Origin of the sequence: Fibrobacter sp., from assembly GCF_045112255.1 — a bacterium.
Taxonomy (GTDB): domain Bacteria; phylum Fibrobacterota; class Fibrobacteria; order Fibrobacterales; family Fibrobacteraceae; genus Fibrobacter.
The window spans coordinates 1-15791 of the sequence record NZ_JBGUHR010000105.1 but is presented as its reverse complement, the minus strand read 5'-3'; the positions used below and the strand labels follow the sequence as shown (position 1 = coordinate 15791).

17 protein-coding genes are annotated in these 15791 nt (G+C 50.7%); 3 read left to right on the top strand and 14 right to left on the bottom strand.

Annotated features, from left to right (window positions below):
* The 10 genes from ACJMM9_RS13675 to ACJMM9_RS13630 all read right to left on the bottom strand — a co-directional run.
* On the bottom strand, positions 1-227 hold a 227-nt coding region (locus tag ACJMM9_RS13675), incomplete at its 3' end, for a hypothetical protein (protein WP_405328051.1).
* On the bottom strand, positions 224-823 hold the full coding sequence (locus ACJMM9_RS13670; RefSeq protein WP_405328049.1) for a hypothetical protein: 600 nt from the start codon (positions 821-823) through the stop codon (positions 224-226). The genes ACJMM9_RS13675 and ACJMM9_RS13670, both read right to left, overlap by 4 nt.
* Positions 810-1685 (bottom strand): DUF3696 domain-containing protein, encoded by an 876-nt coding sequence (locus ACJMM9_RS13665; RefSeq protein WP_405328046.1) that lies wholly within the window; start codon positions 1683-1685, stop codon positions 810-812. The genes ACJMM9_RS13670 and ACJMM9_RS13665 overlap by 14 nt, the downstream gene beginning before the upstream one ends.
* A gap of 90 nt (positions 1686-1775) precedes the next feature.
* Positions 1776-3413 carry a flotillin family protein gene (locus ACJMM9_RS13660; RefSeq protein ID WP_405328043.1) on the bottom strand — a complete coding sequence of 546 codons (1638 nt, stop codon included), beginning with the start codon at positions 3411-3413 and terminating at the stop codon, positions 1776-1778.
* A 12-nt stretch (positions 3414-3425) separates the two neighbouring features.
* Positions 3426-3836 (bottom strand): hypothetical protein, encoded by a 411-nt coding sequence (locus tag ACJMM9_RS13655; protein WP_405328041.1) that lies wholly within the window; start codon positions 3834-3836, stop codon positions 3426-3428.
* Between the two features lies 1 nt (position 3837).
* Positions 3838-4629: a hypothetical protein gene (locus ACJMM9_RS13650; protein ID WP_405328038.1), complete on the bottom strand. Its 792-nt coding sequence runs from the start codon at positions 4627-4629 to the stop codon at positions 3838-3840.
* Between the two features lies 1 nt (position 4630).
* Positions 4631-5203 carry a LemA family protein gene (locus ACJMM9_RS13645; RefSeq protein ID WP_405328035.1) on the bottom strand — a complete coding sequence of 191 codons (573 nt, stop codon included), beginning with the start codon at positions 5201-5203 and terminating at the stop codon, positions 4631-4633.
* Positions 5204-5225: 22 nt separating this feature from the next.
* A complete protein-coding gene (locus ACJMM9_RS13640) occupies positions 5226-6482 on the bottom strand; it encodes a CCA tRNA nucleotidyltransferase (protein ID WP_405328032.1) in 1257 nt (418 codons plus the stop codon).
* A 291-nt stretch (positions 6483-6773) separates the two neighbouring features.
* Entirely contained in the window at positions 6774-7376 is a 603-nt protein-coding gene (locus tag ACJMM9_RS13635; RefSeq protein ID WP_405328029.1) for a hypothetical protein, read from the bottom strand.
* Positions 7373-8155: an HD domain-containing protein gene (locus ACJMM9_RS13630; RefSeq protein WP_405328026.1), complete on the bottom strand. Its 783-nt coding sequence runs from the start codon at positions 8153-8155 to the stop codon at positions 7373-7375. The genes ACJMM9_RS13635 and ACJMM9_RS13630 overlap by 4 nt, the downstream gene beginning before the upstream one ends.
* Before the next feature lie 297 nt (positions 8156-8452).
* Here ACJMM9_RS13630 and pncB point away from each other — a divergent pair, with 297 nt between their 5' ends.
* Genes pncB through ACJMM9_RS13615 form a run of 3 tightly spaced genes read left to right on the top strand, consistent with a single transcriptional unit; the run spans position 8453 to position 11602 of the window.
* Entirely contained in the window at positions 8453-9802 is a 1350-nt protein-coding gene (gene pncB, locus ACJMM9_RS13625; protein WP_405328024.1) for a nicotinate phosphoribosyltransferase, read from the top strand.
* Entirely contained in the window at positions 9802-10998 is a 1197-nt protein-coding gene (locus ACJMM9_RS13620) for an NUDIX domain-containing protein (protein WP_405328021.1), read from the top strand. Before pncB ends, ACJMM9_RS13620 begins: the two co-directional genes overlap by 1 nt.
* A gap of 13 nt (positions 10999-11011) precedes the next feature.
* Positions 11012-11602, top strand: coding sequence for a cysteine hydrolase family protein (locus tag ACJMM9_RS13615; protein WP_405328018.1), 591 nt, complete (start codon positions 11012-11014; stop codon positions 11600-11602).
* A gap of 55 nt (positions 11603-11657) precedes the next feature.
* Here ACJMM9_RS13615 and ACJMM9_RS13610 read toward each other — a convergent pair whose 3' ends face one another.
* From ACJMM9_RS13610 to ACJMM9_RS13595, 4 genes are all read right to left on the bottom strand, one after another.
* The gene (locus tag ACJMM9_RS13610) at positions 11658-12038 is read right to left on the bottom strand and encodes a hypothetical protein (RefSeq protein WP_405328015.1); all 381 of its coding nucleotides are present in this window, start codon (positions 12036-12038) and stop codon (positions 11658-11660) included.
* Positions 12039-12046: 8 nt separating this feature from the next.
* Positions 12047-13492, bottom strand: coding sequence for a hypothetical protein (locus tag ACJMM9_RS13605; protein WP_405328012.1), 1446 nt, complete (start codon positions 13490-13492; stop codon positions 12047-12049).
* Positions 13493-13526: 34 nt separating this feature from the next.
* On the bottom strand, positions 13527-14717 hold the full coding sequence (gene glf, locus ACJMM9_RS13600) for a UDP-galactopyranose mutase (protein ID WP_405328009.1): 1191 nt from the start codon (positions 14715-14717) through the stop codon (positions 13527-13529).
* A gap of 41 nt (positions 14718-14758) precedes the next feature.
* Positions 14759-15791 (bottom strand): RNA-guided endonuclease TnpB family protein (locus tag ACJMM9_RS13595; RefSeq protein ID WP_405328005.1); only part of this gene is annotated, 1033 nt, incomplete at its 5' end.

Below are 15791 nucleotides of genomic sequence, written 5' to 3'. Positions count from 1 at the left end.
TGTTTCAGTTCGGCCATTATCCTCGGCATGAGCTTCTTCGGCGGCTTGATGCGGAGCTTCACGAGCTTCCACACTTCCATGAGCGCCGGGCCCTCGATGCGAGCGCCTACTGACTTCTCCAATGCCTTCTTTTCTGCTTCGTCGATGAGTTCCGCGTTGATGTAATCCGGTCGCTCTGCGGCGATCTGGCGCAACTGACGGAACAAGTGAGCTACGGTCGTGTTCATTTGTACATTTCCTTTTCGCCGTAGTCGGTAAGTGCGGCGTCTTGCATTTTCTTCAGTCGGCGAGTGACAGAATTCATCTGTTCCTCGATAAGCTTGCTGGCCTTCCTCGCGGTGATCACCTTGACTCGGTCGATGTCGCCAACGACATGCTTCGACTTGTCGGCTCCGTTGGTGAACATTATCTCTTGTACTGCATGGTCATGAGTATCGCCCTTATTGGCATGACCAAGATAGACCAAGTGATCCATCACCAGTTCGAACTCGTTGTTGCCGCGCCACTTTTCGACGCCGACGACTTTTCCAAGACGAAAATACTTCGTCTCGTCCATTTCTTCTACAGTATGGAAGCCTGGGATAAGAACCCACTTATCCATGATACGAGAAAGCTTCTCATTGAGCTCGGTACGCAACACTCGATCGCGGATAAGGTTGCGTTCATCATATAGCTTGTCAATAACGTTTTCGATTTCCTTAATACGGCTGCGGTCACTATTGACCGCGTCAGCGAAGTCACGCTCGTCGTACAGACCCTTGATCGATTCGGAAATTTCATTAAGACGGTCGATGTCGGCTTGTTGTTCTTTAGTCTTCGTCATCAGTCACCTCTGGATTGATTGGCTGCGGATATATGTCCGCTAGTTTTTCATTGTATAACGACTGGGCTTCCTTATCATCTGAGGCCATCAAGTCACCAGCTGCGGAAATTATGGTATCAAAGAAGCCTTCTGGACATTCTTCTATGTTGCCGTAGCGGTCGATATTGATGCGATTTCCTTCGAACATGACGTAGTAACCAGAAAGCCTCTGCAGACCGATCTGTCTACGGACATCCTCGAATGCGGTGTCGTTCTTGATTTCGCCGATAATGCAGCCGTCTGGATTGTACAGCAATGCTGGCTTGTCAAGGTAGTTGCGGATGACGACCTTCATTCTTGCCGGATTGATGTACTTGATCTTGTCACTATCGATTTCGCAGTCCACAGTGTCATCGATCAACACATTGAACTTGTTTTCGGAAGTAATCATCAAGCTCCATATAGAAGGCTTCGAGAAACCGTAGTGACCGAATCCTCCAGGATTCATGAGGGTATTACGGTCGAACGGCATGTCTGGGTAAAAGTCGATCAAAGTATTGACTGCGTCTTCCTTGACATAGATTGAGCCACGGTGTTCCTTGGCGACTTCCAGACGCTTGTACAAGTTATCGACAAGGCCAAGCTCGATCTCGGAACGGTGAACCCATCCCCACGTAAAGATATGAACCTTGTAGTGGTGGCCATCATGCTTGTGGATGTAGTCACGGATATTGTCGCAGTTGTGGTTCAGAAAATTCGCATTGAACAAGTCGTCGATAAGGGTTCCTTCGATATCGACATAGATCTCAATATCGGCTTCCTTCTTGAGCTTTCTCGGTGCCGTATTGATGATAGGGGTTTCGTTGTGTAAAGGGTAAGTCATCGGCCAAAATATAGTAAATACACTCACTTCTGTCAACAGAAAGGCCAGCCTTTCGGCTGGCCTTGGAACAACAGAGGTAATTGAGCAATCTTATTCCCACGGAAGCTTGCGTTCGGACGGCTTCTGCTGAGTCTTCTTGACGGTCGCTGCGATCTTGGAGACTTGTTCAGCGGTCATCTTGGGAGCTTCAGCCTTCGGAGCCGGAGCGGCCTTCGGAGCTTCTGTATCATCCTTCTTTGCTTCGTTCACGACGTCGCAAGGAACCTTTTCGGCCTTGTTGCTGCCAACGCCAGCGAGCTTGGCACCGAACATGGAGCTGAGCACGTTCGGCAAGCTGATGCCGACGGATTCGGTAAGGCCGTTGGAAATCTGGGTGAGAGTCTTGACGATGTCGCCAGTGAGAGCAGCGGTATTGCCGTTGCCGTACATGGTGATGTTGCCGATCTTTTCCATCGGCTTAGCGATGGCGGCGGCAATATTCGGCATCTGGTCGAAGTACTTTTCGAGTGCCTTCAACTGCATTTCCTGACGAGCGGCTTCGCCATACTTCTGCATGGCTTCTGCCTTCTGGTCGAGGGCAGCAGCTTCTGCAAGACCCTTTGCCTTGATGGCGTCAGCTTCTGCCTGACCTCTTGCGCGGATGGCTTCAGCGTCGTTGAAGGCGCGAGTCTTTTCAGCTTCAGAGATCTGCTTGATGGCTTCTGCTTCTTGAGTCTTGGCAAAGAGCTTTGCTTCTGCGTCCTTGTTCTGACGGAAGAGGTCAGCTTCGGAGTTCTGGATCTGTGCGTTGCGCTTTGCTTCTGCAGTCTTTTCGAGTTCGGCTTCGAGTTCTTTCTTCTTCACGTTGACCATACGTTCGCGGATTTCGGCTTCCTTTTCTTGGCGAGCACATTCTGCGTCAGCGGCCTTGATGTTGATGACCTTCTGCTGTTCTTGCTTCTGGATTTCGTAAGCAGCGTCAGCTTCGGCCTTCTTCGTGTCGGCGATGCGCTTGAGGTCAGCTTTCTTCACTTCGAGGTCATTCTGCTTCTGGGCGATTTCGAGGTTGGCAGCCACTGCGGCGTCGTTGGCTTCCTTCTTGGCCTGGGATTCAGCAACGCTAATGTCGCGTTCTGCATTGGCCTTGGAGATTGCTGCCGCCTTGCGGATAGCGGAGGTCTTGTCCACACCGAGATTTTCGATGACGCCCTTATCGTCACTGAAGTTCTGGATGTTGAACGTCTGGATTTCCAAGCCGAGGCGCTGGAGGTCTGGGTCAGCATTCTTCTGGACAAGTTCGGACACACCCTTGCGGTCGTTGACCAACTTCACGAGTTCCATCTGGCCCACGATCTCACGCATATTACCTTCGAGGATATCCGTGATCATTTCGGCGATGTCTTCAGGTTTCTTGTTCAAGAAGTTCTGTGCAGCAGATTCGATGCGAGTCGGGTCATCAGACACCTTCACACTCACGACGGCATCCACACCCACATTGATGTAGTCGCTGGTCGGAATGTCCTTGGTCTTCACGTCGATGGAGAAGAGCTTCAAGCTGAGCTTGTCGGCTCGTTCCAAGAACGGAATCTTGAATCCGGCATGGCCGATGATGGTACGGCGCTTGCGGAAACCAGAAATGATGATGATTTCGTCGGGTGCGGCCTTGATGTAGGACACACAGAAGAGTACGAGGAGGAACAGCACGACGACTGCTATTCCGCCGTAAAGAAGAACATTGGACATATCCATGTTTACTTTCCTTTATTGTTGATTGTTTCTGACGTCTACATCGCCAGACACGGTACTGACCGAGCCAGCGACGCTACCTCTGACTTCGACATCGCCAGAAACGGCGGATACCGAGCCATTTACATCGCCATGGACAGTCACGTCACCAGACGTCGTACTGACGTTGCTGACATTTCCGTTCACAACAATGTTTGGAAGATTTTGGACGGACTTCAAGTTACCGCAGATGTTGATCCCGGCGATACGCTTACCGCATTCGATGCGGCGACCGCCGATGATGAGAACATTGTCGGATTCCATAGTGATGTCGCCAGACACCGGGGATTCTGGGCTGTCCTTCAAGGACACCATGACATCGCCATTGCTGTCCGTAATTGTGACGGATCCGTTGCCGTCAAGTCCATTTACAATTTTTACGTTCATATTACCAGTCCCTTACTGAACCGTTAAGCCATTCGTTCGGAGCCGCCACAAAGAAGATGATGGCCACGACGATAATGGCACCGAAGATAATCCAGAAAATCAATACTCCATGTTCATGGATGTAGAAGTCGATAGCCTTGTCAAGCGTAATGCCGTCGGCCCACTTGGAGTCGTTGATCGTGTGGTTGACCGCATTCGTGTACATCGTACCAGTGTACGTTAGACGTCTACCGCGATACACATACCGCTGTCTGTTCTTGAACAATCCTTCAATGAATCCGCCGGAAGGAATCGGTACTGTGCCGACGTAGTGTTCAGACGGAAGCTGAGGAAACTGAGAGTAGTAGAACCGCTTGCCGAGGAAGTCCACTTGATCGACATGGAACCGATCAGTCTTCATGACATCCCATGTCCAGTAGGTTTCCGTATGGCAATGACGGTTCTTCCCTTCGCCAGAACAGACTGTGCGATGGTGCTTACGGTATTCCTCCAAGTCCCTAGTCAACGACATGTAGTTTCCGATACCGTTGTCGGTAACGAACCCAACAGCGCTGACCGTGCCGTACGCCAGCATGTGGCCAGCGTTGGTCTTGAAGGCATAATTGAACTGGGTGGAGTCGGACACTTGTATAGCGTGATAGAACTTCACGTTATACTCGTCTTCAGCTTGCGCGATGCTGTTGGCGATAATGCAGCCAATGATTATGGCAAGCAGTAGGCCAACGATCGACAAGAACAGCTCACGGACAGTGAGATCCCACGTACCACCGTCGATCAGTGTGCGAGAGCTCATGCTATTCCTTATCTGCCTTCTTCTTCAAGAGGCCAGTCGGTGCGTCTACCGGAGCATTTTCGAACTGCAAGTATTCGTAATTCTTCTGCTGATATCCGAGAATAGAGAGCAAGAAGCGAGCCGGGAATCCGCGCACATAGGCGATATAGTTCCCAACCATGGTATTGTAATCATTACGATGTGACGCAATGCGATTTTCAGTCATCGCAAGTTCCGTCATATACCTATCGTAATTCTCGATCGAACGGAGCTGCGGATAGCGTTCCACGACACCTTGGATGTAAGCGGAAGCGTTCACGTTGCCCTTGCCGCCTTCTGGCGTACGAGCCTTCGAGAGTTCCACGAGAACCTTGGCTTCGTGTTCGTCATAGCTCATCACGGCTTCCGCCAAGTTGACGAGAAGGCCAGCGCGGCGGTTGTATTCCGCGTTGAGGTTGGACTGCGACTTTTCCACCAGCTGTTCCATCTGGATTGCACGGTTCTGGTAGTTCTGAACCATGAAGATCGATGCGATTACTGCGAGGACTGCGACGACGATAAAGCCGACCGCGCCGAGAATGATTGTTTTACCCATTGTGTTGTTCCTTTTTTGTTGGTTATTTGACAGATTCAATTTTATAGACAAGCGTACTGTTGCCCATCGTCAGCGAGACCGTGTTCGGGAATACAGCCGCCATCTTGGCGTATTCGGCTTCAGTGAGTTCTTTCACCTTTTCACCAAACGCCTTGCCTTGAGGAATGCCCATGTCGGCGACCCTCTTAGAAATCGCCTTCATGTCGGGCGGATTCTGCAACAGATAGCTTGCTGCTGGAAGCTTGGACAACCACGCACGATCACAATACAGATCAGCATTGAGCGCAAGCAGCAGCTCGAACTGACCAGAAACGAATTCCACCAGCGAAGTCCAATACAGCTTGGAATCCGGATCCCATGCGTACACATTTCTGTAAGAACGGAGCCAATTCCACATCTTGCGTTCCTCACGAGTAGGAACGAATGCTTCCAAGTTGCTTTCGTCATTAGCCGTGTAGCAGATAGCGGGGAATAGGTTGTCCGCAGTCAGCAAGTCATCGCACTCAATAAGGTTGCACTTGACTTCGTACCAGTCCATACCGACGAACGCTCTGATATGCTTGATCAAACCGACCCAGATCAAACGGTCGATAAAATCGGGCATGTTGTCGTAAGAGGACAGCTTCAAGAACTCGGAACGAATACGTTCGTTCGATACATGTTCAACCAACTCGGCGTTCTTACTGATTGCGCTAGACGTGTTGTTGTCGATAATGTAATCGAAGTTTACCGCGAAGCGCACCGCACGAATCATGCGGAGAGCATCTTCCTTGAAACGCTCGTCAGGATTACCGACAGCGCGGATTGTTCTCTTCTTGATATCTTCAACGCCGCCGTGGAAGTCGATGATTTCGCCGTCCCAGTTCATGCCGAGTGCGTTGATAGTAAAGTCACGGCGAGCCGTATCTTCTTCGAAAGAACTCGTGAAGGATACGTCGTCCGGATGACGACCGTCGCTATAGTCGCCGTCGACGCGGAAGTGCGTCACTTCAAAGTATTGCGTATTCCAGAATACCAGCAGCGTTCCGTGTTTTTCGCCGTTGTTGCTGACCGTTTGGAAGTTAGCCTTCAGTTCTTCGAGAGACAGCGACGTGGCGATATCGACATCATGGATATCTACCGTGTCAGTCTGTCCTAGCTGATGACGAACAAGGTCACGTACGCATCCGCCGACGACATAAGCTTCCGCCTTGCCGTCTCCGAGCTCGGTGATCGCCTTCGCCAATGCGAGGCCGTCACTCAGCTCCAATTCGTGGTATTTGCTCAAATCAATCTTCATGTCACGAAATATAGTAATAACACTCATCAGCGTCAAGAGGTTTTTGATATAATTTGTGAAATATGCGTGAAAAAATTTTTATGGCCATATACATAGCGTTTGCCATAGGCGCATGCCACCATTTTTATAGCCTCATGAAGAAACGATGGATTGCCGTCAAGACGAGGATGATGCATGGCATGACTCCAATGATGGGCGACATTCTCATAGCCATACATAAATGGATTCTAAGCAGTTTAAGTAGAAGGAAATAAAAAAGCTGGCCGATCGGCCAGCTCGTTTTGTTTCGGCTTATCGCTCGTCTGGATCAACCCCAGGAACCGGACAGAGCGTACCGGGAATTTTATGCCAAGTTCCGTGCGTGATGCTTTCGGCAATAACGGTGAATCGTGCATCAAGCTTGTTTTCATTGGCGACGACAAACTCGAACTTGCCATCATTGTTCTTGACATCGTAGATGCGGTAGTGCGCATTGCCACGAATGGTGCGGTTCAGCTTGTTCGCCTTGACGATGAAGGTCTTCTTGTTGCGGTAGCGGATGAACAGCGATGCAGCGTGATGAAGGCCAACAAGATAGTCTTCTTCGCTCGCTTCGGAGAGAATCGACTTTTCTTCCTTCGGAATTTCACGGATGCCGTTAGCCATGGAGACCTTGAGCTGGTTCGACTTCGGATCGATGTAACCGAACATAATCTTGTTAGGACTTTCGGAAGATACATAGATACCAACCACAGTAATCTCGGTCGGTTCGCTGTAGGAATAGAACGTTCCGTACAAACGATACTTCAGTTCCTTGGAGCCCTTTTCGCCAGCGATATCCAGCGTGTATTTGTGTGCGATGCCGTACACCGGGCATTCAATGTGCGGCAAGTCTATTACTTGTTTCTGTTTCATATCGATCCTTTGTCCTTCATGCACCTAAGCGCAGCTCTGAGAATTGAATCCTTCTTGTTACCGCCACCGTTGATCTGGATCTTGTGGCAGAGTTCGTAAAGCTCAAACTTCTTGTTCGCGTCAGTAATTTCTGCGACACCTGGGTAGGCAATCATGTCATTCCATGTCACGAGATGGCCGGGCATCGGATTGTGCATGCAGAGATTGACAATCTTGTTTGCTTCGATTGCCGCCATGTAGTCCATGACTGGCTTACCATCAGCACCGATAGTGCCGTTGGAATCGGCGACCGCAAGACGTACTGCGCGATAAAACAACGGATGAGACACGAATGTCCAGCAAGCGAACTTCATCTTCGCCTTCGGCAATCCGTTCGCCTTCGTATGGTTCTCTACCATCCACAGAACGACATCCTTCTCGTTCTGGCTGAAGTCGAATTTGTTCAAAACTTCTTCGGCAAGCGGACGACCAATGAACTCATGTCCGGCCATGTTCTTGCCGCTGTTCTTCGCAAGCGCATCCTTCTTGCCGATGTCGTGAAGCAACGCCGCAGCGACATCCAAGTAGTCATGTTCACCCTTGAGGATATTCGTAATGACGAGCTTCGTATGAACCCACACATCACCTTCGTAGTGATAGTTGACGTGCTCACATCCAGCCAGGTACTGGTCGATGAAACCGAACAGAGGATTGCTCCGTTCACGCTCAAGTCGATCCACCACATCTGGTGCGGTCAAGATGCTATGCACATTATTGTAGGTTTCTGTCGTTGCTCTCATTAGTGTCCTTCATAATTTCGGTGAGTTTCTGTGATAGGTCGCCGACTGTGTGTTCCAGACGGCTGACCCGTTTCTGGGTCTTAATATAGCAAACCAGCTTGACGATGGCAATCCCATACACCGATATTATCGCCAAAATCAGCAATATTAGCAAAACATTCCATAACATGCCGCCAAATATAATAAAGCTTTCGAACAACATAGCTTACTTTTTAACTATTTCTGACTGGGCTTGCCAGACACACACTCATTTGCTATATTTCCCCGAAACATTCATCTTTAACAAGGACTATTCCGATGGCAGTTAAAGTCACAGAAAAAACAATCGCGAGGGCGAAGCAGCCTTGTCGCACCGTTGTTCGCAAGCGCCGTGCAGTCGGCGTCACTGTAAACAAGCAGTATCAGCGCAAGAACAAAGACAAGTGGTTTGTGAACAACCTAACGCAGACCGATACGTACAAGTTCGGTATGTGCCAGTGCGTGTTCCACAAGCATCCGAACGAACGAGCTTACTGGGAATTCAAGCTCCGTTCCGAAGGCGTCGACCTTACTCCGTTCTACGATGAAATCAACAAGGAACTCGATCACCTTTGCACCCTCAAGTTTACTGAATGGGAACTCGAAGGCATCCGCCGTGTCATGCCGTGGCTGTCAGACGACTTCATCGAATGGCTTGCCGACTTCCAGCTCAAGCGCAAGTACATCCACGTCGACTACGACGCTTCTCGCAACGGCGGTCTCCACATCTGGGCTGACGGCCCCGCAATCCAAGTCACTTGGTTTGAAATCTACGTTTTGAAGATCATCCAGAACCTCTTCTTCGATGACCTCGAAATCGACTGGGAAGAATCCAAAAAGACCCTCAACGAATCTATCGCCAAGTGGAACGCAGCACTCCGCCGTGGTGTCAAGTTCACTATTTCCGACTTCGGCGTCCGTCGTTCCGTATCTGACGAATGGAACGAATACATGGTCAAGACCATGATCGACTTCTGCCCGGCCTTCGTTGGCACGTCCAACGTATACTTGGCAATCAAACTCGGCTGCAAGGCCATCGGTACTTTCGCGCACGAAATGTATGCCTTGTATCAGGGCATCAAGGACATTCCGCTTGAACTCGTGCAGCAGCGCGTTCTCGAAGACTGGTCTGACGAATTCCGTGGCGACCTCGGTATCGCGCTTTCCGACAACTTCGGCTTCAACGCATTCTTGCGCGACTTCGACAAGTATTACGCAAAGCTGTTCGACGGCTGCCGCCACGATTCCGGCGACCCGTATGTCTGGGGCGAAATGCTTATCGATCACTACACCAAGAACGGCATCAATTCCAAGAGCAAGGTTGGTTGCTGGTCTGACAGCCTCAACTGCGACCAGTCTCTCGCTATCGCTGAACGCTTCCACACTCGTATCAATGTTGCGTTCGGTATCGGCGGCTACCTCGCTTGCAAGGTGCTCCGCTTCAAGGGCGGCATCAAGCGTGACGCTCTCCGCATGATCATGAAGCTCGTCATGTCCAACGGCAAGTACGCCGTGAAGCTCTCCGACTCTCCGGGCAAGGTCAACTGCCCTGATCCGAAGGTGATCGAACGTGCGATGGATGCGTACCGCTACGAACCCATTCCAGAAAACAAGGACGCACTCGACTAATGAAGAAGGTGTACATCTACGGCGGCGCATTCGATCCGGTAACGACTGCGCACACCGCCATTATTACCGAACTCCTCAACCGTCTCAAGAAGGAACCAGAATCCCTCTTGTACATCTTGGTAAGTGACAACGATACCAAGAAGTACTCGGTTGAGTGCGAAGACCGCATGGCCATGATTGTCCATACGGTCAATTCGCTTCACAGTCTGTACTCCGATAATTCGGATTCTCCGGCTGCCTACAATCAAGGCGAACCGTCCGAAATCTTCCACCGAGTCAAGATCGTCGACGAAGTCAGCCGCACCGCCGAAGCTCTGCAGAATCTCCGCAAGGAAACGAGCTTGACCGACGCGACCTTCACGCTGGTTCTCGGTTCCGACGAATGGCTTTCTCTGCTGACAAAGCAGTGGGTAAACAGCGACTGGATTCTCACGAACGTCAACTTCTTGATCGTCCGTCGTACCACCTTCATCGAAACGCTTGACTCCGTCAAACAGATCGGCACCATCTCGGATGAAACTTACAAGCAGATGTGCGGTTGCAAGGAACGCATAGAACACGTCGACTGGATCATTCCGAAGACGAGTTCCACCAAGGCTCGCCTTATGATGAATTTCGATCCGCTGTGCTTCTGTGACCAAGTGTCTCCGGTAGTGATGTCGTATATCCGCCGCAACAAGTTGTACGGACAGTCCGAACCGAAGGAATACAAGGATATCGAGGACGAACTCGTAGACAACTACGATCCGTTCCGCTTCCCTCGTCCTTCCGTCACCGTGACTTCGGCCATCTTCCACAACGACCGTATCCTCTTGGTGAAGCGCTTGAAGGCTCCGTACCACGATTACTGGTGCTTGCCGGGAGGCTTCGCCAATCCGAAGGAAACTTGCGAGGAAGCTGGTGTCCGTGAAGTCAAGGAAGAAACTGGCTTTACCATCGGCACGTCGCATGTGCATCAAGTCGGCGTATTCAAGCCGAAGGATCCTCGCTGCGATGTCCACAAGGACTACTGGGGCTACGACATCGGCATGATGTTCGACTTCAACCGTGAAGGAATCTTGCCAGCCGATCCGGAAGCACAAGACGACGCAAAGGACGCCATGTGGTATCCGATCGACAAGCTCGACGAAATTCCTCTCGCTTTCCATCACCGTGAGCTCATTGCCAAGGCGATCCAGCTCCGTCAAACTCTTTAACAAGGACAAAATCATGAATCCAAAAGAATACCTCATCGTTATCGACATGCAGAAGGACTTCATCGACGGTTCTCTTGAAAACGCCGACGCCAAGGCAATCATCGGTGCCGTAGTCGTAGAAATCCGTGAATGGAAGGGCTACGTATTCTACACGATGGACACCCACGGCGCAGACTTCAAGCAGACTCTCGAAGGCGTTCTTCCGGAACACTGCATCAAGGGCACGGAAGGCTGGAAGTTCGAAGAATCCATCCAGCAAGCGCTCGACGACGCTTACGCTACTCGTATCGAGAAGCCGACGTTCGGCTACCTCGGCTGGGCGAAGCACTTCCTCGGCGACGATGCCTTCAATGCGGACGGCTCCCTCAAGAGCCAGGAAGAGCTCGCAAAGCTCGGCAAGGAACGCATCAAGCGCATTCGCCTTGTTGGTACTTGCACCGACATTTGCGTCATTTCCAACGCAATGATTCTCCGTGCAATGTTCAAGGATACGCCGATCGAAATCGTGGAATACGCTTGTGCCGCTACACCGGGCGCACAAGCAGCTGCAATCCTCGTCATGGAACGCTGCGGCTTCACGATCATCCGCAAGGCTGCAGCCTAGTCATTGATTGTTTGAGATAGAATAAGAAGGCTGGTCGATTGACCAGCCTTTCTTTTTATTGCTTGTAATTCTTGTAGGATTTTAGTATCGCTTCCAACAGATGCGGCGTCTTTACTTTGTCCTTGACTACTGATTCAAAGGTGGTTCCCGGAGGAAAAAAATCCGGCGTGATCTCCACGAACTCGACTTGGTTGTCGAGGTCTTTTTTGATGGCACCTTCGATGTCGTCGTAGTTTCCAGTCACGTCATAGCCGTCGGCTGATGTGTACATGAACAAGGACGGATCGTTCTTGTCCGCCGTCAATGTACCGAGACGCATGTTGTTGATGGTGATATCGACCGCGTCGTCGCCCTTCGGCTGGGTCTTCAATCCAGTGTGGGCTGTCAAGCTAGTAGCGACATCATGCAAAGCATTCATTTTCCAGTTCTGAATCATAAGATCCCCTATTTCAAGTTATTCATATTCCGACGGAACTGACCCATGTTCGGATATTTCTTTTTCAGCTCGGCGTCCTTCGCTTCACGCGCTTGACGGCTCGCTTCCTTGGCGGCGGACGGGCCCTTCAATACTGGGTGCTGGTATAACTTCTTGTTGGTCACACCTTCTTCGCCCCAGTTCTGCATGGTGTTCTTGAACCAGTTGCCGTATCCCTTGTCCTTCGCTGGAGCCTTGGTCGACTTCTTTTCCTTCTTCTCGTCGTCATCATCGTCGTCGAGATCGTCGTCACTATCGTCCTTCTTGCCAGTGTCGCCGCTCCAATCCATGTTGTCGTCATCCGGATTGTCGGCTGCGTTCTGATCGTTGTTTGCGGCGTTCGGATCCGTCGTGTTCTTTACGACGGTGTGCTTGACTACCTTCATCACACGAGCCTTCGTATCGTCGTCGGCCTTGTCGTCGTACGGCTCCATCAGCGCTTCGTAATACTGGTCGGCAATCGCTTGGCGACCGTCGTCATCAATATTGCCCTTGTTATCGGCGCAATCGGCTTCAAGTTCTTGCTGGTAATTGTCACGGAAGTCCTTCAAGATAGAAGAATAGAGCTGACGCTGATCCACTTCTCCGTTATCGTCCGGTGTGTCAGCTTCGTCTTGCGTCGGCTGTTCCTTCTGGGGTTCTTGTTGCTGTTGCTTCTGCGGCTCTTGCTGCTGTTGCTGTCCGTTCTGCTCTTGATTCTGCGGCTGTTCATTCTTTTCTTCCTCTGCCGGAGGAGCCTTCTGCATTTCGTCTTGCTGCTTCTGTTCTTCCTCGGTCGGCGGATTCTTCTGAACCTCGTCTTGCTTCGGTTCTTCCTTCGCTGGCTTGTCGAACGTATTGGCAGCGGTGTTCTTGTCCTTGAAGTATTTCTTGACTACGGTCAAGAACGAAGTAACGGCGGCATTGAGCGCCTTTGCAAATGGGCTGATTTGCTTGTGCGGCAAGTCAGACCAGTCCTCGACACCTTGTAGATAGTTGATAAAGGAAGCCGGAGTCTTCTTGTAGACCAAACGAGAGAAATTGACGGCAACCGTACCGTCGTCGCGTTCTTCGATAATCGCATTGAGGGACGGATCGTTGATGATTTTGCGACCGTCTATGTCGGCGAATTCGAACGGTTCGGCATTAGTATGCCAGTATGCCGACGTAAATACCTTTGTACGGATTTCTGCGTTGTTGATTACGGCGTTAGATACCGCATTTGCGACCATAGCGCCGCTGAATTGGTTCGTGTCGCTACCAGCTTCTGCAGTCTTCTTGGGAGCCGCTGGCGCTGGCTTCTGTTCTGTAGTTTCGTCGGCTTCCAGACGGATAACGACTTCGTCATCGTCTTCTACCATCGGAGTCGGATCCTCGATGTCTTCCATCAAGGTATTGAACGCAACCAAGTCGTTGTCATAATCAAAAAACTGCATATACACTCTCAGTTTGGTATATGCAGTTTATATATTATTCTTGCATGCTCAAGAAGGCCGCAGTCCGTGCAGACATGATACAGTCGTCCATATCCATGTAGCTATACAGACCGAGGCGGCCAACGAACGTCACCTTCGTCTTCGCGGTAGCTTGCGCTTCCTCGTGCAACTTCTTATAACGCTCGTACAAGTCGTGGTTTGCTTGGTCATTGACCGGATAGTACGGTTCCATGCCCTTCTTCCATTCGGACGAGTATTCGTAGCTCACGATAGAACCCTTTGCGTCGTCGTGCGGACAGAACCACTTGTGCTCGATAGAGCGAGTGTACGGCACGTCGGTCGACGTATAGTTGCAGACCGGGCATCCTTGCACGTTGTCCGTCTTGAACTTCTTTTCCTTAAACTTGACGGAACGGTACTTGAGCGCACCGAGCTTGTAGTCATAGAACTCGTCGATGCCGCCAGAATAGAATACTTGCTTGGCCTTGATGCCCAGAACTTGCAACTGCGTGTAGGACGTGTTGAGCATAATGTCTACACGGACGCCATCGATCCCACCAGCATGCATGAACATATTCTCAATGACTTTCGTATAGCCATGAGCTGGCATCATCTGGTACTTGTCATTGAAGTAGTTGTTGTCGAACGTGAAACGCACTGGGAGACGCTTGATGATGCTGGCTGGAAGGTCTTCGCACTTGCGGCCCCACTGCTTCTCCGTGTAGCCCTTGACGAGCGTATTGAAGATTGTCGTACCGACCATGGAGATAGCTTGTTCGGCAAGGTTCTTCGGCTCCTTGATGCCAGCCTCGTCGATTTCCTTCTGGATGGCAGCCTTGACTTCGTCCGGCGTAGTGAGGCCGGGGAACAGCTGCACGAAGGTATTCATGTTGAACGGCATGTTGTACATGCGCTTCGTACCGTCTGGCTGCGTGAATACAGCAATCGGCTGGTTGATGAACGGAACCCATTCGCCGAAATCGCTGATATAGGACGCAACAAAGTCGTCAGAAGTGTGGAAGATATGCGCACCGTACTTGTGTACGTCGATACCGTTCTTGGTTTCGGTGTAGCAGTTTCCGCCGATATGGGGACGCTTGTCGATGACGAGCATCTTGATCTTTCGGTCAAAATTGCCACGGTATGATGCAATGGTTTCTGCGATGGTGGCGTTGGTAAGTCCAGCGCCGACAAAGATATAGTCGTAATTCTTCAGGTATTTCATGGACATCAATATAGTAAAATAAATTGTGAACTACGCACCGACTAAATACGGTGAGTTTCGCGTTGCGTATCATTGTTTCCCGCGCCTTTAACCGCAGTCCCTGCGGCGATTAACCTTTTACCTTCGGTCAGTATGTTGATAGCGGCATTGACGTCACGGTCGTGGGATGTGCCACACTGCGGACACGTCCACGATCTTACGTTCAAGTTCTTTATCAACGTATTCTTGAACCCACAGCAATGACATAGCTGAGACGATGGGAACCATCGTCCGACACGTACTATGGTTCTTCCGTACCATTCAGCCTTGTACTGTAGTTTGTTCAGGAACATCCTCCAAGCTGTGTCATGTTCAGACTTCGCGTGTTCGCACTCGGCGACCTTTCGCACGTCCAAGTCCTCGACCACCACCGTTTGGTTCTCGCGGAGCAGTCGCGTGGACAGCTTGTCAAGGAAATCCTTCCTTCGGTTAGCAACTTTTTCATGTTCGCGAGCGATGCGCAAGCGCAATTCCTCGCGTCTCTTTGAACCTTTCTGCTTCTTGGCGAAAGATCGCTGAAGGCCAGCGATGCGTTTTTCGGCTTCTTTGAAGAACCGAGGATTCGCGACGGCTTCGCAGTCGCTGGTAACGCAGAATTCTTTAAGGCCGAGGTCGATTCCGATTTCTGATTCGGACGTAGGTAGTGCCTTCGGAACAGCTTCCTCGACCAAGATCGACGCATAGTATTTCCCAGAACGTGAGCGTGACACTGTCACGTGCTTGATGTCCTTTACAGACCAGTCGATATCTTCGTAATTGTGGAAGGAAACAAAGCCTACTTTCGGTAGGCGGAGTTTCTTCCCGGCTACACGGATGTTGTCCTTTGTTCGGTAGCTAGTATACGAATCCTTGTCTTTATGTTTCGACTTGAACTGCGGAAAGCCGATTCCGTCGGCCTTCCTCGCAAAGAAGTTCTTGAACGCCGCATTCAATGTAAGCACTTCGGCGGTCAATGCGTTCGAGTCGACTTCTTTCAAGAAAGGAAACTCTGCGTAGAAATCTGTTGGCTTAGATCGGCACTGCGTTCCGGTCGCC

What these genes read in the sequence shown, in the direction of transcription:
- ACJMM9_RS13670 (WP_405328049.1), bottom strand. Translation starts at nt 823, where the DNA reads ATGACGAAGACTAAAGAACAACAAGCCGACATCGACCGTCTTAATGAA.
- ACJMM9_RS13665 (WP_405328046.1), bottom strand. Translation starts at nt 1,685, where the DNA reads ATGACTTACCCTTTACACAACGAAACCCCTATCATCAATACGGCACCG.
- ACJMM9_RS13660 (WP_405328043.1), bottom strand. Translation starts at nt 3,413, where the DNA reads ATGGATATGTCCAATGTTCTTCTTTACGGCGGAATAGCAGTCGTCGTG.
- ACJMM9_RS13655 (WP_405328041.1), bottom strand. Translation starts at nt 3,836, where the DNA reads ATGAACGTAAAAATTGTAAATGGACTTGACGGCAACGGATCCGTCACA.
- ACJMM9_RS13650 (WP_405328038.1), bottom strand. Translation starts at nt 4,629, where the DNA reads ATGAGCTCTCGCACACTGATCGACGGTGGTACGTGGGATCTCACTGTC.
- ACJMM9_RS13645 (WP_405328035.1), bottom strand. Translation starts at nt 5,203, where the DNA reads ATGGGTAAAACAATCATTCTCGGCGCGGTCGGCTTTATCGTCGTCGCA.
- ACJMM9_RS13640 (WP_405328032.1), bottom strand. Translation starts at nt 6,482, where the DNA reads ATGAAGATTGATTTGAGCAAATACCACGAATTGGAGCTGAGTGACGGC.
- ACJMM9_RS13635 (WP_405328029.1), bottom strand. Translation starts at nt 7,376, where the DNA reads ATGAAACAGAAACAAGTAATAGACTTGCCGCACATTGAATGCCCGGTG.
- ACJMM9_RS13630 (WP_405328026.1), bottom strand. Translation starts at nt 8,155, where the DNA reads ATGAGAGCAACGACAGAAACCTACAATAATGTGCATAGCATCTTGACC.
- pncB (WP_405328024.1), top strand. Translation starts at nt 8,453, where the DNA reads ATGGCAGTTAAAGTCACAGAAAAAACAATCGCGAGGGCGAAGCAGCCT.
- ACJMM9_RS13620 (WP_405328021.1), top strand. Translation starts at nt 9,802, where the DNA reads ATGAAGAAGGTGTACATCTACGGCGGCGCATTCGATCCGGTAACGACT.
- ACJMM9_RS13615 (WP_405328018.1), top strand. Translation starts at nt 11,012, where the DNA reads ATGAATCCAAAAGAATACCTCATCGTTATCGACATGCAGAAGGACTTC.
- ACJMM9_RS13610 (WP_405328015.1), bottom strand. Translation starts at nt 12,038, where the DNA reads ATGATTCAGAACTGGAAAATGAATGCTTTGCATGATGTCGCTACTAGC.
- ACJMM9_RS13605 (WP_405328012.1), bottom strand. Translation starts at nt 13,492, where the DNA reads ATGCAGTTTTTTGATTATGACAACGACTTGGTTGCGTTCAATACCTTG.
- glf (WP_405328009.1), bottom strand. Translation starts at nt 14,717, where the DNA reads ATGAAATACCTGAAGAATTACGACTATATCTTTGTCGGCGCTGGACTT.